General features: G+C 72.2%; 24 protein-coding genes and 1 tRNA gene. 13 read left to right on the top strand and 12 right to left on the bottom strand.

Annotated features, from left to right (window positions below; genetic code table 11):
* Positions 1-232: 232 nt before the first annotated feature.
* Entirely contained in the window at positions 233-2,980 is a 2,748-nt protein-coding gene (gene aceE / locus AB0E77_RS02880) for a pyruvate dehydrogenase (acetyl-transferring), homodimeric type (protein ID WP_361564587.1), read from the bottom strand.
* Positions 2,981-3,369: 389 nt separating this feature from the next.
* On the opposite strand from aceE, the gene AB0E77_RS02885 reads away from it, so the two are divergent.
* The 6 genes from AB0E77_RS02885 to AB0E77_RS02910 all read left to right on the top strand — a co-directional run bounded on the left by AB0E77_RS02885 (position 3,370) and on the right by AB0E77_RS02910 (position 7,880).
* The gene (locus tag AB0E77_RS02885) at positions 3,370-3,807 is read left to right on the top strand and encodes a DUF3052 domain-containing protein (protein ID WP_361564590.1); all 438 of its coding nucleotides are present in this window, start codon (positions 3,370-3,372) and stop codon (positions 3,805-3,807) included.
* Between the two features lie 124 nt (positions 3,808-3,931).
* A complete protein-coding gene (locus AB0E77_RS02890; RefSeq protein ID WP_361564592.1) occupies positions 3,932-4,390 on the top strand; it encodes a peroxiredoxin in 459 nt (152 codons plus the stop codon).
* A gap of 141 nt (positions 4,391-4,531) precedes the next feature.
* On the top strand, positions 4,532-5,107 hold the full coding sequence (locus AB0E77_RS02895) for a calcium homeostasis/redox stress adaptation protein (protein ID WP_361564595.1): 576 nt from the start codon (positions 4,532-4,534) through the stop codon (positions 5,105-5,107).
* A gap of 120 nt (positions 5,108-5,227) precedes the next feature.
* Entirely contained in the window at positions 5,228-5,803 is a 576-nt protein-coding gene (locus AB0E77_RS02900; RefSeq protein WP_361564598.1) for a TerD family protein, read from the top strand.
* Between the two features lie 49 nt (positions 5,804-5,852).
* A complete protein-coding gene (locus AB0E77_RS02905; RefSeq protein ID WP_361564600.1) occupies positions 5,853-6,992 on the top strand; it encodes a DUF475 domain-containing protein in 1,140 nt (379 codons plus the stop codon).
* 150 nt (positions 6,993-7,142) lie between these two features.
* Complete coding sequence (locus AB0E77_RS02910; RefSeq protein WP_361564602.1) at positions 7,143-7,880, top strand: Tellurium resistance; 738 nt, start codon at positions 7,143-7,145, stop codon at positions 7,878-7,880.
* Between the two features lie 7 nt (positions 7,881-7,887).
* Here the strand turns inward: AB0E77_RS02910 and AB0E77_RS02915 are convergent, their stop codons facing one another.
* Positions 7,888-8,841, bottom strand: coding sequence for a TerD family protein (locus tag AB0E77_RS02915; protein WP_361564604.1), 954 nt, complete (start codon positions 8,839-8,841; stop codon positions 7,888-7,890).
* A gap of 223 nt (positions 8,842-9,064) precedes the next feature.
* On the opposite strand from AB0E77_RS02915, the gene AB0E77_RS02920 reads away from it, so the two are divergent.
* Genes AB0E77_RS02920 through AB0E77_RS02930 form a run of 3 tightly spaced genes read left to right on the top strand, consistent with a single transcriptional unit; the run spans position 9,065 to position 13,576 of the window.
* On the top strand, positions 9,065-10,231 hold the full coding sequence (locus AB0E77_RS02920; protein WP_361564607.1) for an HpcH/HpaI aldolase/citrate lyase family protein: 1,167 nt from the start codon (positions 9,065-9,067) through the stop codon (positions 10,229-10,231).
* Between the two features lie 43 nt (positions 10,232-10,274).
* Positions 10,275-12,767 (top strand): phosphoribosyltransferase, encoded by a 2,493-nt coding sequence (locus tag AB0E77_RS02925; protein ID WP_361564609.1) that lies wholly within the window; start codon positions 10,275-10,277, stop codon positions 12,765-12,767.
* Positions 12,767-13,576, top strand: coding sequence for an HAD family hydrolase (locus tag AB0E77_RS02930; protein ID WP_361564612.1), 810 nt, complete (start codon positions 12,767-12,769; stop codon positions 13,574-13,576). The genes AB0E77_RS02925 and AB0E77_RS02930 overlap by 1 nt, the downstream gene beginning before the upstream one ends.
* Here AB0E77_RS02930 and AB0E77_RS02935 read toward each other — a convergent pair.
* The 4 genes from AB0E77_RS02935 to AB0E77_RS02950 form a co-directional block, all read right to left on the bottom strand.
* A complete protein-coding gene (locus AB0E77_RS02935; RefSeq protein WP_361564615.1) occupies positions 13,573-14,214 on the bottom strand; it encodes a DedA family protein in 642 nt (213 codons plus the stop codon). The genes AB0E77_RS02930 and AB0E77_RS02935 overlap by 4 nt on opposite strands.
* A 46-nt stretch (positions 14,215-14,260) precedes the next feature.
* Positions 14,261-14,482: a zinc ribbon domain-containing protein gene (locus AB0E77_RS02940; protein ID WP_225638287.1), complete on the bottom strand. Its 222-nt coding sequence runs from the start codon at positions 14,480-14,482 to the stop codon at positions 14,261-14,263.
* A gap of 56 nt (positions 14,483-14,538) precedes the next feature.
* On the bottom strand, positions 14,539-15,945 hold the full coding sequence (locus AB0E77_RS02945; protein ID WP_361564617.1) for a hypothetical protein: 1,407 nt from the start codon (positions 15,943-15,945) through the stop codon (positions 14,539-14,541).
* Positions 15,946-16,016: 71 nt separating this feature from the next.
* Positions 16,017-16,787 (bottom strand): DUF4097 family beta strand repeat-containing protein, encoded by a 771-nt coding sequence (locus AB0E77_RS02950; RefSeq protein WP_361564620.1) that lies wholly within the window; start codon positions 16,785-16,787, stop codon positions 16,017-16,019.
* A 227-nt stretch (positions 16,788-17,014) separates the two neighbouring features.
* Here AB0E77_RS02950 and AB0E77_RS02955 point away from each other — a divergent pair.
* A tRNA-Val gene (locus AB0E77_RS02955) sits at positions 17,015-17,089 on the top strand.
* Between the two features lie 68 nt (positions 17,090-17,157).
* Here AB0E77_RS02955 and AB0E77_RS02960 read toward each other — a convergent pair.
* Positions 17,158-17,502: a hypothetical protein gene (locus AB0E77_RS02960; protein ID WP_361564623.1), complete on the bottom strand. Its 345-nt coding sequence runs from the start codon at positions 17,500-17,502 to the stop codon at positions 17,158-17,160.
* A 115-nt stretch (positions 17,503-17,617) separates the two neighbouring features.
* Here AB0E77_RS02960 and AB0E77_RS02965 point away from each other — a divergent pair, with 115 nt between their 5' ends.
* Complete coding sequence (locus AB0E77_RS02965) at positions 17,618-17,845, top strand: DUF2277 domain-containing protein (protein WP_361564626.1); 228 nt, start codon at positions 17,618-17,620, stop codon at positions 17,843-17,845.
* Between the two features lie 33 nt (positions 17,846-17,878).
* Here the strand turns inward: AB0E77_RS02965 and AB0E77_RS02970 are convergent, their stop codons facing one another.
* The 4 genes from AB0E77_RS02970 to AB0E77_RS02985 all read right to left on the bottom strand — a co-directional run bounded on the left by AB0E77_RS02970 (position 17,879) and on the right by AB0E77_RS02985 (position 21,785).
* Positions 17,879-18,526: a VTT domain-containing protein gene (locus AB0E77_RS02970; protein WP_361564629.1), complete on the bottom strand. Its 648-nt coding sequence runs from the start codon at positions 18,524-18,526 to the stop codon at positions 17,879-17,881.
* Positions 18,527-18,735: 209 nt separating this feature from the next.
* On the bottom strand, positions 18,736-19,185 hold the full coding sequence (locus AB0E77_RS02975; protein WP_361564632.1) for a DoxX family protein: 450 nt from the start codon (positions 19,183-19,185) through the stop codon (positions 18,736-18,738).
* 219 nt (positions 19,186-19,404) lie between these two features.
* Positions 19,405-21,057, bottom strand: a complete 1,653-nt coding sequence (locus AB0E77_RS02980; protein ID WP_361564635.1) for an alkaline phosphatase D family protein — start codon at positions 21,055-21,057, stop codon at positions 19,405-19,407.
* Between the two features lie 83 nt (positions 21,058-21,140).
* Positions 21,141-21,785, bottom strand: coding sequence for an HNH endonuclease family protein (locus tag AB0E77_RS02985; RefSeq protein WP_361564638.1), 645 nt, complete (start codon positions 21,783-21,785; stop codon positions 21,141-21,143).
* A gap of 399 nt (positions 21,786-22,184) precedes the next feature.
* On the opposite strand from AB0E77_RS02985, the gene AB0E77_RS02990 reads away from it, so the two are divergent.
* A complete protein-coding gene (locus AB0E77_RS02990) occupies positions 22,185-22,766 on the top strand; it encodes a TMEM165/GDT1 family protein (RefSeq protein WP_361564640.1) in 582 nt (193 codons plus the stop codon).
* Positions 22,767-22,973: 207 nt separating this feature from the next.
* Positions 22,974-23,639 carry an HAD family hydrolase gene (locus tag AB0E77_RS02995; RefSeq protein ID WP_361564643.1) on the top strand — a complete coding sequence of 222 codons (666 nt, stop codon included), beginning with the start codon at positions 22,974-22,976 and terminating at the stop codon, positions 23,637-23,639.
* 406 nt (positions 23,640-24,045) lie between these two features.
* On the opposite strand, the gene AB0E77_RS03000 is transcribed toward AB0E77_RS02995, so the two are convergent.
* Positions 24,046-25,047 carry a peptidoglycan-binding domain-containing protein gene (locus AB0E77_RS03000; protein WP_361564645.1) on the bottom strand — a complete coding sequence of 334 codons (1,002 nt, stop codon included), beginning with the start codon at positions 25,045-25,047 and terminating at the stop codon, positions 24,046-24,048.
* Between the last annotated feature and the right edge of the window lie 143 nt (positions 25,048-25,190).

The raw sequence follows: 25,190 nt of genomic DNA on the forward strand, positions 1-25,190 counted from the left end.
CCCTCGCCTCACTCGTCCCTGTCTCCCTGTTTCGTCCATCAGGGTGACAGGGACCGCGAACCCTCCCCGCCGGAGGGCCGCGCAGGTCACAGTGGGTCACGTCCTCCGCAGGGCATGGGGGCGAGCGGCTGCGGCGCGCTGCTGGAGGGGGGCAGCGCGCCCGCCCGACACGCGCGAGGAGGGCCCCCGGCATCGCCGGGAGCCCTCCTCGCGTCAGCGGCTCGGCCGGCCGTTACGCGTCGCCGCCCGCGACCCCCGGGTCGGCCGCCGTCACGTCGAGCAGCCGGTAGCGGTCGACCGCCTGCTTCAGCGCCGACCGGTCGACCTTGCCCTCCCGGGCCAGCTCCGTCAGCACGGCCACCACGATCGACTCCGCGTCGATGTGGAAGAAGCGCCGCGCCGCACCGCGCGTGTCCGCGAAGCCCCAGCCGTCCGCGCCCAGCGACTGGTACGTCCCCGGCACCCAGCGCGCGATCTGGTCCGGCACCGACCGCATCCAGTCGGACACCGCCACGAACGGCCCCTGCGCGCCCGCCAGCTTCCGCGTCACGTACGGCACCTGCTGCTCCTCCTCGGGGTGCAGCAGATTGTGCTCCTCGCACGCCACCGCCTCGCGGCGCAGCTCGTTCCAGGAGGTCGCCGACCACACGTCGGCCCGGACGTTCCACTCGTCGGCGAGGATGCGCTGCGCCTGAAGGGCCCACGGCACCGCGACGCCGGACGCCATGATCTGCGCCGGGATCGCTCCGCCCGTGCCCGCGCTGAAGCGGTGGATGCCCTTGAGGATGCCCTCCACGTCCACGTTCTCCGGCTCGGCCGGGTGCCGGATGGGCTCGTTGTAGACGGTGAGGTAGTAGAAGACGTCCTCGCCGTGCGGGTGCTGCTCGTCGGCGCCGTACATCCGGCGCAGTCCGTCCTTGACGATGTGCGCGATCTCGAAGCCGAAGGCCGGGTCGTACGCCACGCACGCCGGGTTGGTGGAGGCCAGCAGCTGCGAGTGGCCGTCGGCGTGCTGGAGGCCCTCGCCGGTCAGGGTCGTGCGGCCCGCGGTCGCGCCCAGCACGAAACCGCGCGCCAGCTGGTCGCCCATCTGCCAGAACTGGTCGCCGGTGCGCTGGAACCCGAACATCGAGTAGAAGACGTAGACCGGGATGAGCGGCTCGCCGTGGGTGGCGTACGCCGAGCCCGCCGCGATCAGCGAGGCCGTGCAGCCCGCCTCCGAGATGCCGTCGTGCAGCATCTGCCCGTTCGGCGCCTCCTTGTAGGCGAGCAGCAGGTCGCGGTCCACCGACTCGTACTGCTGGCCGAGCGGGTTGTAGATTTTCGCACTCGGGAAGAACGAGTCCATGCCGAAGGTGCGGTACTCGTCCGGTGCGATCAGCACGAACCGCTTGCCGAGCTCCTTGTCCCGCATGAGGTCCTTGAGGAGCCGCACAAAGGCCATCGTCGTCGCGATGGACTGCTGGCCCGAGCCCTTCTTCACGGTCGCGTACGTCTTGTCGTCCGGCAGGGCGAGCGGCTTCGACCGCACGACGCGGGTCGGCACATAGCCGCCGAGGCCGAGCCGGCGGTCGTGCATGTACTGGATCTCCTCCGTGTCCCGGCCCGGGTGGTAGTACGGCGGCGGGCCGGACTCCAGCTCCTTGTCGGAGATCGGCAGGTGCAGCCGGTCGCGGAAGCGCTTGAGGTCGTCGACCGTCAGCTTCTTCATCTGGTGCGTGGCGTTGCGGCCCTCGAAGTTCGGCCCGAGCGTCCAGCCCTTGACGGTCTTGGCCAGGATGACCGTCGGCTGGCCCTTGTGCTCCAGCGCCGCCTTGTAGGCCGCGAAGATCTTCCGGTGGTCGTGACCACCGCGGCCCAGGTGCAGGATCTGGTCGTCGGTCATGTTCTCGACCATCGCGCGCAGCCGGTGGTCGTCGCCGAAGAAGTGGTCGCGGATGTAGGCGCCGGACTCGGTCGCGTACGTCTGGAACTGGCCGTCCGGAGTCGTGTTCATCCGGTTGACCAGCACGCCGTCGCGGTCCTGGGCCAGCAGCGGGTCCCAGGTGCGGTCCCACACCAGCTTGATGACGTTCCACCCGGCGCCCCGGAAGACCGACTCGAGCTCCTGGATGATCTTGCCGTTGCCGCGCACCGGGCCGTCCAGGCGCTGGAGGTTGCAGTTGACCACGAAGGTCAGGTTGTCCAGTCCCTCGCGGGCGGCGATGGACAGCTGGCCCAGCGACTCCGGCTCGTCCATCTCGCCGTCGCCGAGGAAGGCCCACACGTGCGACTTCGAGGTGTCCGCGATGCCGCGCGCGTGCATGTAGCGGTTCATCCGCGCCTGGTAGATCGCGCCGATCGGGCCGAGGCCCATCGAGACGGTCGGGAACTCCCAGAAGTCCGGCATCGACCGCGGGTGCGGATACGACGACAGCATGTACGGCGCCTTGGACTTCTCCTGACGGAAGCCGTCCAGGTGCTGCTCGGTCAGCCGGTCCAGCAGGTACGCGCGCGCGTAGATGCCCGGCGAGGCGTGCCCCTGGAAGAAGACCTGGTCGCCGCCGTCGCCCTCGTCCTTGCCGCGGAAGAAGTGGTTGAAGCCCACGTCGTACAGCGAGGCGGAGGAGGCGAAGGTGGCGATGTGGCCGCCGACGCCGATGCCGGGCCGCTGCGCGCGCGAGACCATCACGGCGGCGTTCCACCGGGTGGCGTTGAGGATCTTGCGCTCGATCTCCTCGTTGCCCGGGAAGAACGGCTCGCTCTTGGTCGGGATGGTGTTGACGTAGTCCGTGCTGCGCATCTCGGGCACGGCCACGCGCCTCTCGCGGGCCCGCTCGATCAGCCGCAGCATCAGATAGCGGGCCCGCTCCCGGCCACGCTCGTCGACGGCGGAGTCCAGGGAGTCGAGCCACTCCCCGGTTTCCTCGGGGTCGAAGTCAGGAACCTGACTCGGCAGGCCGCCAATGATGATCGGACTGCGATCGGATGCGGAAGCCACGCTGTTCCTTCACTGTCGGAGGGCCACTGTCGCAGGGCCGCTGATGCCGGGTGTCTGCGCCGATTCCCCATCGTCTACCTCGCGGAGGCAAACGTCATCTGTACCGTGGGGTAACCGGTTCTCCCATGAGGGCCGGGGGCACGTTCATTCGAAGCTCGTACCCACACATGGTTCCCAAATACGCAAACGGGGCACAAGGGTGTGGTGTACGTCACCTTTGGCTCGGACGGCATGGCTGGAGTTGCGGCGACACGGCCGGGATCGTCACCGTTTCGGCGGTCCCAGACGCCGGGTACTTGCGCGATCCGTCCCGCCCGTGTGGACTACGGCCAAGCTTCGCGCACGCGCGTGGCTGAAGACATTCACTAAACATGATCAGGAGGCAACCCGTGAGCGCGACCGCGGACCACGCGGAGGAGCGGACGAACCCTGCCGTCAGGCTGGGGTTCCAGCCCGGGCAGGTGGTCCAGGAGATCGGCTACGACGACGACGTCGACCAGGAGCTCCGCGAGGCCATCGAGGGCGCCGTCGAGGGCGAGCTGGTGGACGAGGACTACGAGGACGTGGCCGATGCCGTCGTGCTGTGGTTCCGTGACGACGACGGCGACCTGACGGATGCGCTGGTGGATGCCACCACGTACATCGAGGAGGGCGGGGCGATCCTGCTCCTCACGCCGAAGACCGGCCGTCCTGGGTACGTCGAGGCCAGCGACATCTCCGAAGCCGCGACGACGGCCGGCCTGACGGCCGCCAAGAGCGTCAGCGTCGGCAAGGACTGGAGCGGCAGCCGGCTGGCCACCCCGAAGGCGGCCAAGTCGAAGCGGTAGCCGCCCGGCTCCGCACCCATCCGACACCGGACGGGCCGACCGACGTCGGCCCGTCCGCGGGTCCGGGACGATCCCTGCGTAGGGTGTTTCCAGCGATTCACCCGTCGAAGGGACGAACAGGACCATGGCGATCCAGGTCGGCGACAAGGCCCCCGACTTCGAACTCAAGGACAACCACGGCGCGACCGTGAAGCTGTCCGACTTCCACGGCCGGAAGAACGTCGTGCTGCTCTTCTACCCGTTCGCCTTCACCGGCGTGTGCACGGGCGAGCTGTGCGAGGTGCGGGACAACCTGCCGCAGTTCTCCGACCGCGACACCCAGGTGCTCGCCGTCTCGAACGACTCCATCCACACCCTGCGCGTCTTCGGCGAGCAGGAGGGCCTCGAGTACCCGCTGCTCTCCGACTTCTGGCCGCACGGCAACGTCTCGCGCGCCTACGGCGTCTTCGACGAGGACAAGGGCTGCGCCGTCCGGGGCACCTTCGTCATCGACCGTGAGGGCGTCGTCCGCTGGACCGTCGTCAACGGCCTGCCGGACGCCCGCGACCTGACCGAGTACGTGAAGGCGCTCGACGCCCTGTGACCGGCACCCGGTGATTCACCGGGCCCAGGGCCTGCGGCGGGCGGGAACCCGTCACTAGGATCGACTCGTTGATCCGACAGCCACAGCACGTCATCCAACGCACTACGGGGCTTCCCGCCCCTGGACACCAAGGGAGGACTCGTGGGAGTCAGCCTCAGCAAGGGCGGCAACGTATCGCTGACCAAGGAGGCCCCGGGACTGACCGCGGTCATCGTCGGTCTGGGCTGGGACGTCCGTACCACGACCGGCACCGACTTCGACCTCGACGCCAGCGCGCTGCTGCTGAACAACTCCGGCAAGGTCGCCAACGACCAGCACTTCATCTTCTTCAACAACCTGAAGAGCCCCGACGGCTCCGTCGAGCACACCGGTGACAACCTCACCGGTGAGGGCGAGGGCGACGACGAGCAGATCAAGATCAACCTCGCGGGCGTGCCCGCCGAGGTCGAGAAGATCGTCTTCCCGGTCTCGATCTACGACGCCGAGAACCGCCAGCAGTCCTTCGGCCAGGTCCGCAACGCGTTCATCCGCGTCGTCAACCAGGCCGGCGGCGCCGAGATCGCCCGGTACGACCTGAGCGAGGACGCCTCCACGGAGACCGCCATGGTCTTCGGCGAGCTGTACCGCCACGGTGCGGAGTGGAAGTTCCGCGCCATCGGCCAGGGCTACGCCTCCGGCCTGCGCGGTATCGCCCAGGACTTCGGCGTGAACGTCTGAGTCGCTTCAGTCACCGCTTCGCCCGGGGCGAGAGCCCCGATCGTCCGGCGCCGCACGGTTTACGTGCGGCGCCGGACGCGCAGGAAAACCGAGAACCATCACCGGGGAGGGACCATCACCATGGGCGTCACTCTTGCCAAGGGGGGCAATGTCTCCCTGTCCAAGGCCGCACCGAACCTCACGCAGGTGCTGGTCGGTCTGGGCTGGGACGCGCGTTCCACCACCGGAGCACCCTTCGACCTCGATGCGAGCGCACTGGTGTGCAGCGGGGGCCGGGTGCTCGGTGACGAGTGGTTCGTCTTCTACAACCAGCTCACGAGCCCGGACGGCTCCATCGAGCACACCGGCGACAATCTGACCGGTGAGGGTGACGGCGACGACGAGTCGCTGCTCGTCGACCTCTCCAAGGTGCCCGCTCACTGCGACAAGATCGTCTTCCCCGTCTCGATCCACATGGCGGACGAGCGCGGACAGACCTTCGGGCAGGTCAGCAACGCCTTCATCCGGGTCGTCAATCAGGCGGACGGCCAGGAACTCGCCCGCTACGACCTGAGCGAGGACGCCTCCACGGAGACCGCGATGATCTTCGGCGAGCTCTACCGCTACCAGGGCGAGTGGAAGTTCCGTGCAGTGGGGCAGGGGTACGCGTCGGGGCTCCGCGGCATCGCTCTAGACTTCGGAGTCAACGTTTCGTAAAGCCGAGTACGGCGCGGGGGAGCCCCGTACACACACGATTGGGTAGCCAGTGCTTCTGAAAACCTTCGGCTGGTCGTTCGCGGTCACCGCGCTCGGCCTGGTCGCGGCGGTCTTCTACGGGGGGTGGACCGCTTTCGGGATCGTGGCGATCCTCTCCGTCCTGGAGATCTCGCTGTCCTTCGACAACGCGGTGGTCAACGCCGGGATCCTGAAGAAGATGAATGCCTTCTGGCAGAAGATCTTCCTCACCATCGGCATCCTGATCGCCGTCTTCGGCATGCGCCTGGTCTTCCCGGTCGTCATCGTGGCCATCAGCGCCTCTCTCGGACCGATCGAGGCCGTCGACCTCGCGCTCACCGACAAGGACCGCTACCAGCAGCTGGTCACCGACGCCCACCCGTCGATCGCCGCCTTCGGCGGCATGTTCCTGCTGATGATCTTCCTCGACTTCATCTTCGAGGACCGGGACATCAAGTGGCTCCAGTGGCTGGAGCGGCCGCTGGCCAAGCTGGGCAAGGTCGACATGCTGTCGGTCTGCATCGCCCTGATCGTGCTGCTCATCTCCTCGATGACCGTCGCCACCCACGCCCACCTGCACGCCGGCCACGCCGACAAGGCGGAGACGGTGCTGATCTCGGGCATCGCGGGCCTGATCACCTACATGATCGTCGGCGGTCTCTCCGGCTACTTCGAGGACAAGCTCGAAGAGGAGGAGGAGCGCGAGCACGAGGAGGAGGAGCGCGCCGAGCGCGAGGGCAAGCCCAAGTCGGCGGTCGCGCTGGCCGGCAAGGCCGCGTTCTTCATGTTCCTCTACCTCGAGGTCCTGGACGCGTCGTTCTCCTTCGACGGCGTCATCGGCGCCTTCGCCATCACCAACGACATCGTCCTGATGGCCCTCGGCCTCGGCATCGGCGCCATGTACGTCCGTTCGCTGACCGTCTACCTGGTCCGCCAGGGCACCCTCGACGACTACGTCTACCTGGAGCACGGCGCCCACTACGCCATCGGCGCCCTCGCCGTCATCCTCCTCGTCACCATCCAGTACGAGATCAACGAGATCATCACCGGCCTGGTCGGCGTGGTCCTGATCGGCTGGTCCTTCTGGTCCTCCGTCCGCCGCAACAAGCGGCTCGCTGCGGCCGAGGGGCCGGGAGACGGAGAGAAGGCGGAGGTCTCCTCCGGGGTGTGAAACCCTGACGGTCCCGGGCCGGTGCGCCCCCGGTGCGCCCGCGCCACCGGTGTGAACCCGGCCCGGACGAGGAACGCTCTGTGCGGGGCGGCCGACGAGGACGACTCCTCGGGGCCGCCCCGTCGGCGGTGAAGGGACGTGGGGGCGGGAATGGGTTTCTTGGACGGGCTGTGGCGCGGCCGCGAGAGCGAGTTCGACTCGGGCAGCGCGGCCACCAACTCCATCCAGCTGACCAAACGGCACGGCCAGGTCTCCCTGACCAGACAGGGCGCGGCCACCGGGCACCTGCGCATCAACCTCACCTGGCGGATGCGCACCTCGGACATCATGGGCAGCCAGCGCGAGAGCCTGCTGCGCCACCCCTTCAAGGCCCTCAAGCCCCCCGAGGTCATCGGCCACAGCCAGAGCATGGTCAACGTCGACCTCGACCTCGGCTGCCTCTACGAGCTCCAGGACGGCACCCGGGGCGTCGTCCAGCCGCTCGGCGGCTACCTGGGCGACGTCAACGCCCCGCCGTACGTCAAGCTCAGCGGCGACGACCGGTTCGGCTCGGCCTCCGGCGAGACGATCTACGTCAACCTCGACCACCGGGACGCCATCAAGCGCCTGCTGCTCTTCGCCTACATCTACGACCAGACGCCGGCCTTCGACCGCACGCACGCCATCGTCACCCTCTACCCGAGCAACGGCCCCCGCATCGAGATAGGCCTCGACGAACGCCACCCGCAGGCCCGCTCCTGCGCCGTGGTGATGATCGAGAACGTCAAGGGCGAGATCCTGGTCCGCCGCGAGGTGAAGTTCGTCTACGGCTTCCAGGGCGAGCTGGACCGCCTCTACGGCTGGGGCCTCCAGTGGGGGCGCGGCTACAAGACCAAGGTCGAGCGGTGAGCGCGGCTCACCGGCCGACGAACTGAGGCCCCTGCGGCGGCAGCCGGAAGTCCGGGTCGGGCGCCGCGTTCACCGGAAGCGGATAGCCGTAGCCGGACTGCGCCCCGGCGGCCCCCGCGGTGGCGGGCGCCGGCGGATAGCCGTAGGAGGGCCGCGCGGCCGGCTGCGGATAGCCGTAGGCCGGCTGTGCCGTCGGCGGCTGCTGCGGATAGCCGTAGGCGGGCTGCGCCGGCACCCCCGCCGGCTGCTCCGGCGGCAGCGGGTGCGAGACCTCCGGGGAGGACGGCACGGGCAGCGGCTGCACGGCCGTCGGCTCGTCGGGACCGGCCACCGGCCGGTCGGGCACGGACGGCGTCGGCGCGGGCGCGGACGCCTCCGGCGACGGGCCCCGGGCCGCGTCCGGCTCCTGCGCCGCCTCGGACTCGTCCACGGAGATGCCGAAGTCGGTCGCCAGGCCCTTCAGCCCGTTGGAGTAGCCCTCGCCCAGCGCCCGGAACTTCCAGCCCTCCCCGCGCCGGTACAGCTCCCCGCAGATCAGCGCCGTCTCCCGGCCCGTCTCCGGCCTGACGTCGAAGTACGCCAGCGGCTCCCCGTCGGCGACCGCGGCGTCGTGCAGCAGGATGCGCAGATCCCGTACCCGGTCGAAGGCCACGCCGTCCGCCGAGGCGACCAGCAGGATCCGGCCCACCGCCCGCTCGACGCCCGAGAGGTCTGTCTGGATCGTGTCGGTCAGACCGTCGGCGACCCGCTTCTTGCCGAGCCGCCAGACCTGCCCGGACGGATGCCGGGGCTGGTTGTAGAAGACGAAGTCCTCGTCGGAACGCACACGGTCGTCGGGGCCCAGCAGCAGCGCCGAGGCGTCGACGTCGGGGACCCCCTGCCCGGGTGACCAGCGCAGCACGGCGCGTACCGTGGTGGCTTGCAGCGGGATGTTCGACCCCTTCAGCATCGCGTGCGTCATGCCGTCATCCTGCCCTCTCGGTCCTGCTCACGACAACGCGGGGGCGGGGTGTCCGGGCCGGGTCCGCGCGGCCCCGGTCGCCCGCCGCCGACACGGCGGGGTTACCTGGAATTCATGCCCGGTGGGAACCACCGACATGGATACCTACGTACTATTACCGGCCACCTTGGAAAGTTCGTCAGTCGCCCATACACAGCCGTCCAGACACCGCGGGGGAGTATTCATGCGTCATTTCGGGCACATCGCCCCTGAGGTACGCGCGCGCCTCTTCCACCGGGAGCCCTGCGTGTTCACCGCGGACTCCCCGGCGCGGCTGCTGTCCGCGGCCCTGGGCGCCACCCTCTACAGCCCGGCCACCCGGCCGAGACTCGCCGACGACGTCCTCAAGCAGGGCGCGCGCGGCGTGGTGTCCATGGTGCTGTGCCTGGAGGACTCGATCGACGACGCCGACGTGCCCGCCGGGGAGGAGAACCTCGTTCGCCAGTTCACGGACCTGGCGAACCGGCCCGGCGCCGACGTGCCGCTGCTCTTCGTCCGGGTCCGCACCCCCGAGCAGATACCCGACCTAGTGCGGCGCTTCGGCCCGGCGGTGCGGCTGCTGTCCGGCTTCGTGCTGCCCAAGTTCACCGAGGAACGCGGCGTGCCCTTCCTGGAGGCGCTCACCGCGGCCGAGGCGGCGAGCGGCCGGCGCCTGTTCGCCATGCCGGTGCTGGAGTCGCCGGAGCTGCTGTACCGCGAGTCGCGCGTGCAGACCCTGGAGGGCATCTTCCGCGCGGTCGACAAGTACCGCGACCGGGTGCTGGCCCTGCGCCTCGGCGTGACCGACTTCTGCTCGTCCTACGGACTGCGCCGCGCCCCCGACATGACGGCCTACGACGTCCAGATCGTCGCCTCCGTGATCGCCGACGTGGTCAACATGCTCGGCCGGGCCGACGGCACCGGGTTCACGGTGACCGGGCCGGTGTGGGAGTACTTCCGGGTCCAGGAGCGGATGTTCAAACCGCAGCTGCGGCAGAGCCCCTTCCTGGAGGTGCAGGCCGTGGAGCTGCGCCAGAAGCTGATCGAGCACGCCATGGACGGCCTGCTGCGGGAGATCTCCCTGGACCAGGCCAACGGCCTGCTCGGCAAGACCTGCATCCACCCCTCGCACGTGCTGCCCGTGCACGCCCTGTCCGTCGTCAGCCGCGAGGAGTACAGCGACGCCCAGGACATCCTGCGGCCCGAGCGCGGCGGCGGGGGCGTGTTGAGGTCGGCGTACACGAACAAGATGAACGAGGTGAAGCCGCACCGCGCCTGGGCGGAGCGGACCCTGCTGCGCGCCGAGGTCTTCGGCGTCGCCGACGAGGACATCGGCTTCGTGGAACTCCTGGCCGCCGGCCTGCCCGGCTGACCGCGCGAGACCGACGACCGAGGACAACGGGAGGCTTGGGTACATGACCGACAGGGCACGCGCCGAGGGACACGACGGCGTCTGGTCCGGCAGCTGGGTCGCGGAGCGGCTCGGCGTCGAACTCGCGGGCGACGACACCCTCCCCGGCCTGCTGGGGCTCGCCCTGCGCCGCAATCCCAAGCGCGCCCACCTGCTCGTGTCCCACGTGCTCGGCAAGCACGTCCCGCAGTCCCCGTCCGTCGTGTACGGCCACGGGGTCGCCCTCGGGCGGCGCGTCCGCGGCCTGCTCGGCGCCGAGGAGGCCGGCCGGGCCGTCGTCCTCGGCTACGCGGAGACCGCCACCGGCCTCGGCCACTCGGTCGCCGACGGCCTGGGCGACGCGCCCTGCCTGCACTCCACCCGCCGTCCGGTCGCCGGGGTCGCCCGGGCGGGCGGCTTCGAGGAGTCCCACTCGCACGCCACCTCCCACCTGCTGCTGCCCGAGGACCCGGCGCTGCTGGCCGGCGACGGGCCGCTGGTCCTGGTCGACGACGAGTTCTCCACGGGGAACACGGTGCTGAACACCGTGCGCGATCTTCACGAGCGGTATCCGCGGCAGCGGTACGTGGTGGTCGCCCTCGTGGACATGCGGTCGCCGGCGGACGTGCGGCGGCTCGAGGAGTTCGCGCGGGAGATCGGCGCGCGGGTGGACCTCGTGGCGGCGGCCTCGGGCACGGTGCGGCTGCCGGACGGGGTGCTGGAGAAGGGGCAGGCCCTGGTGGCGCGGTACGAGGCGGAGGGCGCCGGGGACGGTGGCCCCGTGAGCCGAGCCGACGCCCGGATCACCCACCCGCACGACCACCGCACCCACGCCACGCTCGTGGACCTGCGCTGGCCCGCCGGCCTCCCCGACGGCGGCCGGCACGGCTTCACCCCCGCCCACCGTGCCCGCCTCGAATCCGCCCTGCCCGGCATGGCCGCCCGGATCGCCGAGGCCCTGCCCGCGGGCGCCCGCCGCGTGCTCGTCCTCGGCTTCGAGGAGCTGATGTACGCACCGCTGCGCCTGGCCTGCGAGCTGGAGCGGACCGTCGGGGCCGAGGTGCGCTACTCCACCACCACCCGATCGCCCGTCCTCGCGGTCGACGACCCCGGCTACGCGATACGCACCCGCCTGGTCTTCCCCGCGCACGACGACCCCGCCGACGGCCCCGGCGAGCGCTACGCCTACAACGTCGCGGGCGGCGGCTTCGACGCCGTCGTCGCGGTCGTCGACTCGGCCGCCGACACCCCCGCGCTGCACGCGCCCGGCGGACTGACGGCCCGCCTCGCCGCGCACGTCCCGCACGTCCTGCTCGCGGTCGTCCCGTCGTACGCCCCGTCCGCCTCCGAAAGGCCCCCGATGCTGCCCGAGCCCCTGCGCGGCCCCGCCTTCTCCTCGTACGCCCCCGACGAGGTCGGCTGGCTGCTCCAGGACCTGTCGGACGTGACACTGGAGGCGCCCACCGAGGAGCGCGAGGAGGCGATCCAGCGGGGCGGCGCCCACTACGCCGAGTCGCTGCCCGTCGAGTACCAGCCCAGCGAGCAGTACCAGGAGCTGTTCCACGCCGCGCTGGACGCGTCAGCGGCACGGCTCGCGCGAGCCGTCGGCGCCGTCACCGAGATCGTGCTGACCGAGCGTTCGCCGCGCCCCGTACTGGTCTCCCTCGCCCGTGCGGGCACGCCCGTCGGCATCCTGATGCGCCGCTGGGCACGGTTCCGCCACGGCCTCGACCTCCCGCACTACGCCGTGTCGATCGTCCGCGGCCGCGGCATCGACGCCAACGCGCTGCGCCGGCTGGCCGCCGACCACGACCCGGCCGACGTCGTCTTCGTGGACGGCTGGACCGGCAAGGGCGCCATCACCCGCGAACTCGCCGCCGCCCTGCGCGACTTCGAGGTCTCCGACGGCGTCACCGGCTTCGACCCGGAGATCGCCGTCCTCGCCGACCCCGGTTCCTGCGTGCGCACCTACGGCACCCGCGACGACTTCCTCATCCCGTCGGCCTGCCTCAACTCCACGGTCTCCGGGCTGATATCCCGTACCGTGCTCCGCGGCGACCTGGTCGGCCCGCACGACTACCACGGCGCGAAGTTCTACCGCGAACTCGCCGGCGCCGACCTGTCGACGGCCTTCCTGGACGCCGTCTCCGCCCGCTTCACCGAGGTCGCGGACACCGTCGACGACCAGGTCAAGGAGCTCCTCGCCGCCGACCGCACCCCCAGCTGGGAGGGCTGGGCCGCCGTCGAGCGGATCAGCGAGGAGTACGGCATCCACGACGTCAACCTCGTCAAGCCCGGCGTCGGCGAGACCACCCGCGTGATGCTGCGCCGGGTGCCCTGGAAGGTGCTGGCCCGCACCGGCGCGGGCGCCGACCTGGACCATGTGCGGCTCCTCGCCGAGCAGCGGGGCGTCCCCGTGGAGGAGGTCGACGGCCTGCCCTACACGTGCGTCGGGCTGATCCACCCCCAGTACACGCGCGGCGCGACCGGCGCCGACGGCAAGGCGGTGACGCGCTGATGCCGGTGCTCGTCGCGAGCGACCTCGACCGCACGCTGATCTACTCCGCCGCCGCCCTGGGGCTGACGACGCCCGACGCCGAGGCGCCGCGGCTGCTGTGCGTGGAGGTCTACGAGAGCAAGCCCCTGTCCTACATGACCGAGACGGCCGCCGCACTGCTGGCCGAGCTCGGCGACACGGCCGTCTTCGTGCCGACCACCACCCGCACCCGCGAGCAGTACCGGCGCATCCGTCTCCCCGGCCCGCCGGCGCCGTACGCGATCTGCGCCAACGGCGGCCACCTGCTGGTCGACGGCGTCCCCGACCTCGACTGGCACGCCCGGGTGACCGCACGGCTGGCCGACGAGTGCGCGCCGCTGGACGAGATCCGCGACCACCTGATGCGTGCCGCAGACCCGGTGTGGGTGCGCAAGCAGCGCGTCGCCGAGGACCTGTTCGCCTACCTCGTCGTGGAGCGCGAGCTGCTGCCCGAGGACTGGGTGAAGGAACTCGCCGTCCGGGCCGAGAACCGCGGCTGGACCGTGTCCCTCCAGGGCCGCAAGATCTACGTCGTGCCCAAGCCGCTGACCAAGAGCGCCGCCGTGCACGAGGTCGCCCGCCGCACCGGCGCCGGTCCCACCCTGGCCGCAGGCGACTCCCTCCTCGACGCCGACCTGCTGATGGCCGCCGACCGGGGCTGGCGTCCCGGCCACGGCGAGCTGGCCGACTCCGGCTGGGCGGCACCGACGGTCAGCGCCTTGCCGGAACGCGGGGTGCTGGCGGGGGAGCGGATCCTCCGGGAGTTCCTCACGGCTGCGCGGGGTGCCTAACGGCGTGTGCGCGCCGGGCGTCGGCGCAGTCGCAGCAGGACGAACGCCGCCACGGCCAGCGCCGCGGCGGCGAGCACGACCTTGGAGTAGGCGGAGACGACGGCGGTCACCTGGGGCCAGTTGTCGCCGAGGGCGTAACCCGCCAGCACGAAGGCCGTGTTCCACAGAGCGCTGCCCGCGCAGGTCAGCGCCGTGAACAGGGGCAGCGGCATGCGCTCCACGCCCGCCGGTACGGAGATCAGGCTGCGGAAGACGGGGAGCATCCGGCCGAAGAACACGGCCTTGGTGCCGTGCCGGCGGAACCACTCCTCCGTCCGCTCCACGTCGGAGACCTTCACCAGCGGCAGCCGTGCCGCCACGGCGACGGTGCGCTCACGGCCGAGGAGCGCCCCGATGCCGTACAACGCGAGCGCGCCCACGACCGAACCGGCGATCGTCCACAGGAGCGCGGCGACCAGGCTCATGCCGCCGGTACTGGCCGCGAAGCCCGCCAGCGGCAGGACGACCTCGCTGGGGATCGGCGGGAAGAGGTTCTCCAGGGCGACGGCCAGCCCGGCCCCGGGTGCGCCGAGGGTGTTCATCAGGTCGCTGATCCACTGGGGCGCGCCGCCCGTCGCCTTCGCCGCGATGACTGCCATGCGGCCACGCTAGGCGGCCGAACCTGAAGGGATCCTGAGCCGCCGGTCAGCCGCAGCAGCCCCCGCCGCAGCAGCCGCCGCCTCCGCCGCCCGCGCGGGGTGCCGGGGCCGGGGCGGAGGCGGAGCCGCCGACGGCGACCGTCGACAGCAGCTTCACCGTGTCGTCGTGGCCCGCGGGGCAGGGCGCCGGGGCGGAGGACTCGGCCATGGGACGGCTCAGTTCGAAGGTGTCGCCGCAGCTGCGGCAGCGGTATTCGTATCGGGGCATGCGCACAGGTTAACCGCGTCGGCCGGAGCAGGTCCCCGTTGCTTCTCAGCGCCTCCTCAGTGCCCGCTTCCACGCTCCTCGCGGATCTGCGTGACCACGTCGGCGACGGTCCGGCGCACCGCGTCCGTCTCCGTCAGGAAGTGCCAGTAGTCGGGGTGCCGGCCCTCCAGCGTGGTGATCGCCCGTTCCAGCCGGGCCACGGAGTCGTCCAGGGGGCGCGCGTGCCGGGGGTCGGGGGTGTTGCGGCCCGCCATGGCGAGCCGCTGGGCGTCGCGGATCGCGAACCGGGTGCGCTCGATCTCCTGCTGTGGGTCCTTCTGCACGGCGTTGAGCTGCCGCAGCCGGTCGCCGGCGGCGGAGACGGCCTCGTCGGTGGTGTTCAGCAGGGCCCGGGCCGTCGACAGCAGGGCGGTGGCGTCGGGCCAGCGCTGCTCGTCGCGGGCGCGCTGTGCCTCGGTCAGCCTGGTCTCGGCCTGCCGGACCGTTTCGGCGGCCTGGTCGGGCACGTGCTGGAGGTCCTGCCAGCAGGCGGCCGTGAACCGCCGCCGCAGCTCGCTCAGTACGGGCTCGACCTGGCCGGCGCGGGTGGTCAGGGCCTGGGCGCGAGTGCGCAGGGAGACCAGCCGCTTGTCGGTCTCGGCGGCCCGCTCGGGCAGCCGTTCGGCCTCGGTGCGGACCGCCTCCGCCTCCCGGGTGACCCGCTCGGCGCGCTCCAGGGTCTCCGGCACACCGTGCTGTCCGGCGCCCTGGTTCAGCCGCGTCAGCTCCGGGCCCAGGGCGGCGAGGCGGGCGGCGAGGTCGTCCGCCCTCAGCCCCGCGCCCCGCACGGCGTCCAGGGCCTCGGAGGCGGCGAGCAGGGCCTGCCGGGCACGCTCGACGGAGGGGGCGAGCCGGGCGAGCTGGGTCTCGGCCTTGCCGAGCAGCGGGCTCAGTCCCTCGGCGAAGCGGTCCAGCTCCTGCCTGACCCGGCCCAGCTCGTCCTTGGCGGCGGTCAGGTCCGTGCGGGCGCGGGCGGCGGCGGACGCCTCGAGGTCGTCCCGGTCCAGGTCGTGGGCGTCGACGGCGCTGATGTACCGGCCGCTGGCCTCGTCGATGCGCCGGCCGAGCGCCGCGAAGCCGTCGACGGCGCGCCGGGCGGCGGGGGAGGAGTCGACGGCCGCGATCGTCTCTATCGAGATCCTGAGGTCGCGCTGGGCGGTGTCCAGCTCGTAGAAGGCGGCCGCGGCGGCGTCCTTCGCGGCCTGCGCCTCGGCCCGCTGGCTCTCGGCCCTTCCGCCGAACCAACGCCGCGTGCCGCCGCCGGCGAAGGCGGCGGGCAGGGCGAGCGCGGCGAGCAGCGGCAGGCCCAGCAGGGTGAGCGTGTCCCGGAGCGCTCCGGGCGGGCGGCGCCGTACGGTCCGGTGCGGTGGACGCGGCGCGCGCGGCACCATCGGCGAGTACGGCTGCGATGGTGTCGCCGTCACATCCCTCTCCCGTGTCGTCCGTCCTGCCCGGGTTCATTCTCCCACCCGTCAGAGACGAACACACGGGCCGTTCAGTTCGCGGTTCGGACCGTGACTTCGCCGTCCTGGGCGCGCGCGGTCACCACGTGGGTGCTGGCGTCGTCCCGGGGCACGGACACGTCGACCGATCCGTCGTCGCTGTCGGCGGACACCCTGTACGTGGCGCGGGGCAGGTCGACGCGGACGGAGCCGTCGTCGCTGCGCGTCTCCACGAGGTCGGGGACGGCGCCGAGTTCCAGCCGGACGGAGCCGTCCTCGGTGGTCGCCTCCACCCGGCGCGAGGAGACCTCGGCGTGCAGCGATCCGTCGTCGCTGCGCAGGGTCAGCGGCCCGGTGGTGTCGCTGACGCGCACGGAGCCGTCGGCCGTGCGGACGTCCAGGGCGTCCCGGAAGCCGCTCGCCCGCACGCTGCCGTCGTCGGTCTTCACGGTGACGGTGACGCCGCGCGGCACCTCGACGCGGTGCTTGGTGGCGCAGTCGGCGACCACGCCGGAGCAGTGGGTGCGCAGCTTCAGCCGGTCGCCGTCCATGCTCCAGCTCACCTCGGGGTCCGAGCCGACGACGACCGAGCCCTTGAACCACCGGGTGACCTCGACCTTGCCCGGCGCGTTCCCGTCCGCGGCGACGATCTCCAGCGCGGAGTCGTCGGCGTCGACGGTGAGGGTGCGGCCCTGGAGGTCGAAGGTCCGGTGCTCGGGGTCCTTGTCCTCGTCGGCGGAGGCGCAGGCGCCGAGCACCGCGACGAGGACGGCGACGGTGCCGGCGGCGGCGAGGGCGCGAGCGGTGACGGTACGGCGGGCCATGACGTTTCCCCCTGGACGGACGACGAGGCACCCCGCCGGTGACGCCCGGGTCCGGGCGCGGTGCGGTGGTGCTCTTCGACCGTACGGAGCGGGCCCCGCCCGCGGGATCCGGGCCGCTCCCGGATACGGGGTGGGGTTAACCCCCGGGCACCGCGGCCGCCGCGGACCGGGCCCGTGACGCGTTTGCCGGGCACTGCCCGGGGCCATGTAGGCTGTCGACTCGTCCCGGGTGCGTAGCTCAGGGGTAGAGCGCCTGCCTTACAAGCAGGATGTCGGCGGTTCGAAACCGTCCGCGCCCACCAGGACCGGCCCGAGCGCCGGTCGAGAGGCCCCCGGAGATCTTCCGGGGGCCTCTCGCGTACGCCCTCCGCTATGCGTCCTGCTCCGGACGGTCCTCGTGGGCGTGCTTCAGCTCCGTACGCGCGGCCACGCGGTCGGGGCCGGTGATCTCCGACCAGTAGCGGTGGGTGCTGACGAAGACGGCGAGCTCGCGCTCGCGCTGCCGGAGCTTCTCCACCTCGGCCTGTTCGTCCTGCGACCAGCCGGGCGAGGCGGGGCGCTCGACCTTGCGCCAGCCGTTGTCGTCGCTGAAGCCGTCCAGGGGCTCGACGGACCAGGGGAGCCTCTTCAACAGGGCCGACAGCTCGGCCCTGACCTGATGCAGTTCCTCCTGGCCGGCGAGGAGGTCACTGGGGAAGTCATAGGTCGTAGCCACGCCTCAATAATACGCCTGTTCGATTTTGAGGCGCGCGTTCCCTTCCGTGGTTCACGCGAACGAGTGGTGCCGTGCACGCCTCCCGTGGACGGGCCCGTGGGGGGAGACTGGAGTCATGTGCCGCAGCATCAAGACGCTCCGCCCGCCCGCGCTGCCCGAGGAGGCCACCGGGGACGAGATCAGGGCCGCCGCCCTGCAGTACGTGCGCAAGGTGTCCGGGTTCAGGACGCCGGCCGCGCACAACCGGGAGGTGTTCGAACAGGCCGTGGACGCCGTCGCCGAGGCCACGGCCGAGCTGCTGGCCGGTCTCGAGGTGCGCGGCGGCGCGCGGCGCGCGAGCTGACGCCGCTGCCGTGACCGCGCCCCCGGGCTTCCGTCAGGACGCCTCGCCGGTCTGCGGCTCGCGGCGCATCAGGTACGCCGCGCCCGCCCCCGCGCCGAACAGCGCGAGCAGGGACACGCCCGTGGCCAGCCAGCTCGCGCCGAGCCACTGGCCGCCGAAGTAGCCGAGCGCGACGCTGTACGCGGCCCAGGACAGCCCCGCGAGTGCGGACCAGGGCAGGAACTCGCGGATCCGGCGGTGCGCGGCTCCGGCGACCAGGGAGACGACCGAGCGGCCGGCCGGTGCGAAGCGGGCCAGGACGACGAGGGCGCCCCGGGCGCCGCCGCTGCGGGCGAGCGCCCCGCCGAGACGTTCCTGCGCCGTGGTCAGCCGACGCGACCGGGCGATCGCGCGGTCCAGGCGGGGTCCGCCGCGCCAGGCCAGGCGGAACACGGCCAGGTCACCGAGGACGGAGGCGGTCGTGGCGCACAGCAGCAGGACCAGGATGTCGGGGACGTCGTCCGGCACCTGCCCGGCCGCCGCCGCACCCGAGCCCGCGGCCGCCGCCGTGGCCGCCGTGATCACGAGCACGCCGCTCGGCAGCACCGGCAGGAAGACGTCGAGCAGCACCGACAGAGCCACCAGGACATAGATCCATGGACTGCTGACCAGTGCCGCCACGTTCCCGAAACCCTCGACCACCGCAACTCCCCTGAATCCCCCGTGGACCGGACCGTGCCGCGATACGCGGGGAAACGGCAGGAGCGGTCGATGACAGCCATACAGCGTACGCCCGGGGTGTGACACCTGGTTCACAGGGGGCTCGCGAGGACGGTGCCGTGTGTTCACCGCGCCGCCGCACGCGCCGGCGGCGCCCACCCCCGGAAGAGGTGGGCGCCGCGCCGTTCGGTTCAGGCCGCGACGGGCGTCTGCTCCGTGGGCCTCTCCTCGGTGCCGGCGGTGCGCCGGGCCAGGACGCGGTCCAGGCCGAAGGCGCCGGAGCCGGTGAAGGCCAGCAGCAGGAAGGCCCAGCAGAACATCGCGGAGGCCTCGCCGCCGTTCTCCATCGGCCACAGGGCCCCCGGCTGGTGCACCTTGAAGTACGCGTACGCCATCGAACCCGAGGCGACGATCGCGGCGACGCGGGTGCCGAGGCCCAGCAGGACGAAGCCGCCACCCACGAGCTGGATCACGGCCGCGTACCAGCCCGGCCAGGTGCCGGTCTCTATCGTGCCGCCGCCCGCGGCGCCGCCGAGCACCCCGAAGAGGGAGGCGGCGCCGTGGCAGGCGAAGAGCAGGCCGACGACGATGCGGAACAGGCCGAGGGCGTAGGGCTGGGCACTGTCCAGGCGTCCGGACATGTGGGGGTGCTCCTTCGGTCGGGCCGGTCCGTGGGGGACCGGTGGGGGACGGAACCGAGTGGGCTGCCCACGTTAGGTGAACCTAATTAGTGCTTGCAAGTTCAACATTTGGCCAGGAGATGGCTCTTGGTTACTGGTCCGTAGAAAAAACCACCCCATGTACACGTCGTTCCGCAGGCCCGGCCCGGGTCCGCCGGGGTGACCGAAAACGGAACCCGGCTACGCCAGCTCGCGCTCCGTGACCGTCCGCAGCGTCGCCGTCCCGTCGCGCTCCGCCCGTGCCCGCTCCAGGCGCAGCCGGGCCGAACGCCCGCGCAGCGTCATCGTCATGAGCTGGTTGCCGAACCAGGGCCCGCCGGTCCTGCGCCAGGACACCGCCGGCGGCGCACAGCGCCCGTGCCGCGCGATGCGCCGCCCGAGGGCGCGCGCCGGGGCGCTCCAGCCGAAGCGGAATCCGAGCCGCATCGACAGCGGCACGGAGTTGTGCACCGGGGAGCAGGTCAGCTGCACCACCCGGGCGCCGGGGTCCCGTCCCGGCCAGGACGGTTCGGCGACGTAGGCGTGATGGACGTCCCCCGACAGCACGCTCACCGTCGCGGGCGCCCCCGGGCCCGTCCCGGCGTCGGCGATCAGTCCGGCGAGCTCGTCGAAGGAGGCCGGGAAGGCCGGCCAGTGCTCCAGGTCCGCCCCGCGCCGGATCCGCTCCCCGAGCCGGGCCCAGCGGGCGCCCCGCTCGCCGCCGCACACCGACGCGTTCCACGCCTCGAGGTCGTGCACCAGATGGGGCAGCAGCCAGGGCAGGGAGGTGCCGATGAGCAGGTGGTCGTACGGGGCGCCGTCCGCATCGCGGCCCCGGCCCTCCAGCACCTGCTCGCGCAGCCAGGCGGCCTCACCCGGGTCGAGCATCGCCCGCCGGTCCTCGGCCAGGACCCGGGCGGCGCGGGAATCCACCATGACCAGCCGCACCCGGCCGAAGTCGCGCCGGTAGCTCCAGCGCACGGACGCCGGGTCGGCATCGGCCCGCGCGGCGAAGGCGCGCAGCGCGTCGGTGCCGTCGGGTGCCGCGACGACGGCCGCGTAGAGCGGGTCGGCGGCCAGCTCGTCCGGGGAGAGGTTCCCCAGGTGCTGGTACACCCAGTACGACATCAGGCCGCTCAGGATCCGCTCGCGCCACCAGGCGGTGGCCCGCATGTCGGCGAGCCAGGCGGCCGAGGTGTTCCAGTCGTCGATCACGTCGTGATCGTCGAAGACCATGCACGAGGGCACGGTGGACAGCAGCCAGCGCACCTCGGGATCGCGCCACGACTCGTCGTAGAGCCGGGTGTACTCCTCGTAGTCCGCTATCTGGTCGCCCGGCGGCTCCGAGAGGTCGCGGCGCCCGGCGAGCCAGCGGCGGGTCGCGTCGGAGACCTCGTCGGCGTACACCTGATCGCCGAGCAGCAGGAGGACGTCGGGCCGCGCGCCCCGCGGATCGGCCGCGACCCGCGCCGAGAGGGTGTCCAGGGCGTCCGGGCCCACCGGGTCCTTCCCGCCGGCGGGCGGCGAGGCCCAGCGGCAGGATCCGAAGGCGACGCGCAAGCCGTCCTCGGCGGTGGGCGTGGCGATCACCGAGGGCGGGAAGCGGGAGTCCGGCGGCGGCCAGACCCGGGCGCCGTCGAGGAGCACCTCGTACTCCGTCGCCGTCCCGGGCGTCAGGCCGGTCACCGGCACCAGGACGTAGTGGTGGCCCGCGATCTGGAACGTGCGGGCCGTGCCGTGCGCGCCGTCGGCGCAGCGCACCTCGGCGGTGCAGGGGCGGCTCGTCTCGGCCCAGATGGTCGCGGACGAGCCGTCGTTGTACCTCAGCAGTGGTCCCAGGCGCAGTCCCGCCATGGCGATCCCCTCCTCCGTCGCCCCGTACGGTACGGAACGACGGAGGGCGGCGGGGAGTGTCCGCGCCGGTGTCCGGGGCCGGGTCAGCAGCTCGCGAGGTAGCCCTGGAGCGCCGACTTCTCGGCGGAGTCGACGGAGAGGCCGTAGTAGTACTTCACCTGCACCCAGGCGCGCACGTACGTGCACCGGTAGGCGGTGCGGGAGGGCATCCAGGTGGCCGGGTCCTGGTCGCCCTTGGCCTGGTTGACGTTGTCGGTGACGGCGATGAGCTGCGGGCGGGTCAGGTCGTTGGCGAAGGACTGGCGGCGGGAGGTGGTCCAGCCGCTCGCGCCGGAGTCCCAGGCCTCGGCGAGCGGCACGAGGTGGTCGATGTCCAGGTCGGAGGCGGCGGTCCAGGTGGCGCCGTCGTAGGGGGAGTACCAGCTGCCCGAGGTGGCGGCGCAGGCGGAGTCGGTGACGACGCCGGAGCCGTCGCGCTTGAGGACGGTCTCACGGGTGTTGCAGGCTCCGGACTGGGTGATCCAGTGCGGGAAGAGGTCGCGGTCGTAGCCGGTGCGGTTCTCGGTGGCCACGGTGAGGGAGGCGAGGTAGGTGCGGGCGGTGGCGGCGCTCACCGGGGTGGGCAGGGCGGCGGAGGCGGCCGGGCCGTTGAACAGCCCGGCGGAGGCTATGAGTCCGGTGAGCGCGGCGAGGACGGCGACACGTCGACGCGCGTAGAACTTGGCCATGCGAACTCCCTTGGGGTGTGGGGGTTTTCGGGTGCGAGCGGGGGAATGCTCGCGACGCCGTGTGGCGCACAGATGTGCGGCCGGTAAGAAGCTAGTGACGTGTGCATGGCACGTCTATAAGCGCGACGGGACTTTCGCCCCTGGGGGCCGCCCTGAGGGCTCGCGTACTATGGACGGCGCAGAAGGGGAGTAGCTCTTCGCCGGACCGTCGACATACTGCTCAGCTCGTCTGAGCCGGCGCCCGGAGGCGGGCCTCGTGCGCGAGGCCGGCCAGCGAGACCTTCGGCAAGCAGTGCACGCCCGTGCCGTACGGCCGGGCGACCGTGTGCTGCCGTGCCGAGGTGTCTTGCGCGCAGGACCAGACTCTCGGCGGGGCGGCCCCGACCGATAGAGGATCCCTTGATCAGCCTGACCGTGACGGCGCTCGTCTTCGGCGTCGTCTTCCTCGCCGAACTGCCGGACAAGACCGCGCTCGCCGGCCTCGTCCTCGGCACCCGCTACCGCGCGTCGTACGTCTTCGCCGGCGTCGCCGCCGCCTTCCTGCTGCACGTCGTGCTCGCGGTCGCGGCCGGCAGCGTGCTGACGCTGCTGCCGCAGCAGATCGTGCACGCGATCACCGGTGTGCTGTTCCTGGGCGGCGCGGCGGTGCTGCTGATGAAGAAGGACGAGGAGGACGAGGAGATCCGCAAGCCGGAGAACCAGTCCTTCTGGAAGGTCGCCGGGGCGGGTTTCATGCTCATCCTCGTCGCCGAGTTCGGTGACCTCACGCAGATCATGACGGCGAACCTCGCGGCGCGTTACGACGACCCGGTCTCCGTCGGTCTGGGCGCGGTGCTCGCACTGTGGGCGGTGGCCGGGCTCGGCATCGTCGGCGGGAAGGCGCTGATGAAGCGGGTGCCGCTGGCGCTGATCACCAAGGTCGCGGCGCTGCTGATGCTGGGGCTCGGCGTGTGGAGCCTGTGGGAGGCGATCGCCGGCTGAGTGCTGCGCCGCTGAGTGCTGCACTGCGGAGTGCTGCGCCGCTGAGTGCGCTGCTGTGCGGGCGAACGGAGGGTGAACGTTCGCCGGGTGTGGTGGCGCGAGTCCGCGGCTGTTTTGTACCGTAGAAAAACAAAGTGGCTCCCGCCCGTTCTCCCTGACCGGCGGGCGGGGCCGCCTTGTCCCCTCCCCGTTCCTTGGAGTCTGCCGATGTCGGCCACCACTGTTCTTCCCGCCCGTGCCCTGCTGCTCGACATGGACGGCACCCTCGTCAACTCGGACGCCGCCGTCGAGCGCGTGTGGCGGCGCTGGGCCGATCGGCACGGGCTGGACGGCGACGAGGTCATGAAGGTCGTCCACGGGCGGCAGGGGTACGCCTCGATGGCGGTGCTGCTGCCGGACCGGCCGATGGAGCAGAACCACGCGGACAACGCGCGGATGCTCGCGGAGGAGACCGCGGACACCGAGGGCGTGGTCGAGATCGCGGGGGCGCGGGAGTTTCTCGCCTCGCTGCGGGGGCTGGGGCTGCCGCACGCGCTGGTGACCTCGGCGGACGTGGCGCTGTCCACGGCGCGGATGGCCGCGGCCGGGCTGGCGCAGCCGGACGTGCGGGTGACCGCGGAGTCGGTCGGGGCGAGCAAGCCGGATCCGGAGGGCTTTCTGAAGGGCGCGGCGGAGCTGGGGGTCGACCCGGCGGACTGCATCGTCTTCGAGGACTCCGGGGCGGGGATCGCCGCGGGGCGGGCGGCGGGGATGCGGGTCGTGGGGGTCGGGCCGCGGGCCGCGGTGCACGGGCCTGATGTGGTGGTGCGGGATCTGACGCAGGTGCGGGTGGAGGCCGACGGGCGTGGGGGGCTGTTGCTGCACGTCGGCTGACGCGGGCTGAGGCGGCGTTCTCGCCGGGCGTCGTGGGGAGCCCGGCGCGGGTGCGGGGGCGCGGGTGGGATGCGCGGCCCGGCGTTGCGGGGTGCCGCCGCGCCCACCCGTGCCGCCCTTGGCGGCACGATTGCCCGCGGATCGCGTGCCCGTGCTGCCCGGCGTCGGTGGGGTGCCGTCTGTCCTTCCGTGCCGTCTTTGGCGGCCTGCCCTTCCGTGCCGTCTTTGCCGGCGTGATTGCCCGCGGAGCGCGTGCTCGTGTTGCCCGGCGTCGGCCGTCTGGCGCCCGCGGATTGCGGGGCGGTGGTGCCCGGCGCGGATCATGTGGCCGTGGTGCCCGGCGTTGCGGGGTGCCGCCGCGTCCAGTCGTGCGGTCCTTGGCGGCACGACTGGACGGGGAGCACGTCTAGGGGCTGCGGGTTTCTGATTCCAGCATGTGGCGGGTGGCTTCGCCGTAGGTGCCCAGTTCGTCGGTGCGGATGCCTCGGGCCCACTGGTAGGTGCGGACCGAGTCCTCCACCTGGTGGTTGTAGTTGCCGTTGATCTCGCCCGTGTACAGGTACAGCTGGGCCAGGCGCTGCTGGAGTTCCGTGACCTCGGAGCCCCGGTCGCCGCGCTGCAGGGTGCCACCGCCGCCGTGGTCGCCGTCGTCCTCCTCGTCGTCCCCGGGGGCGAACGCCGGGGCGCTCGGGGTGGGGGTCGTCGCGTCCGGGGAACCGGACGGTGTCGGTGAGGTGCTCGACGCGGACGGTGAGGGCGAGGGCGAGGGGGAAGAGGACGGCGAGGCGGACGGGCTCGGGCTCGCCGACGGGGATGTGGTGGCCGGGGTCGTGCTCGGGCTCGGGGGTGGTGGAGAGACCGGGGCCGACGGGGCAGGGACGGCGGCGCGGACCTCGTCCGGCAGGGCGTCGTCCCGCGACGGGGGCTCGTAGCCGAACAGACCGCTCGCGTAGCCGGCCGCGCCCACCACGACCACCGCCGCCCCGGCCACGCTGAGCAGCAGGCCCCGGCGGCGTCCGCGGGCCCGGCGGGGACTCGTGGCGGCCGGTACGGGCTCCAGTTGCGCCGTCGTGTCGAACAGGCGCAGATCCCGGTCGCTGGGCGCGTCGGACGAGGGGGCCAGGGGGGTCGGCAGCGCGGAGGCCGTCGCCGCGGGCGGCCCGGGTTCGACGTGGCGCAGCGGCATCGTCGCCGCCGGGTCCCGCGCGGGTGCCGTGGGCTCCGCGCTCGTGCCGTCCAGTTCGACGTACGGTCTGATCCGCAGCGGGTCGAAGTCCTCCGCTGCCGCCGCCTGCTCCGCACGCGCGTCGCGCAGGGCGTCGGCCGCGCGGGTCCCGCAGGCGCAGGACGGCGTGTTGTCCGCCTCCCTGGCCGCTCCGCACTCCGGGCACGGATGATGCTGCTCCACGTTCGTCCCTCCCCTCGCGACTCCCCTCGCGAACTCCAGAGATTATGCAGATCTTCTCCACACTCGCGCGCCCACGCCCCCCGGAACCCCCGCCTCCGCAGGACTGAACAGGCCATAACCGGTCACACCGATCAGGATGGAGT

This window comes from Streptomyces sp. NPDC032940, assembly GCF_040636935.1.
In the GTDB taxonomy this organism is placed as follows: Bacteria; Actinomycetota; Actinomycetes; order Streptomycetales; family Streptomycetaceae; genus Streptomyces.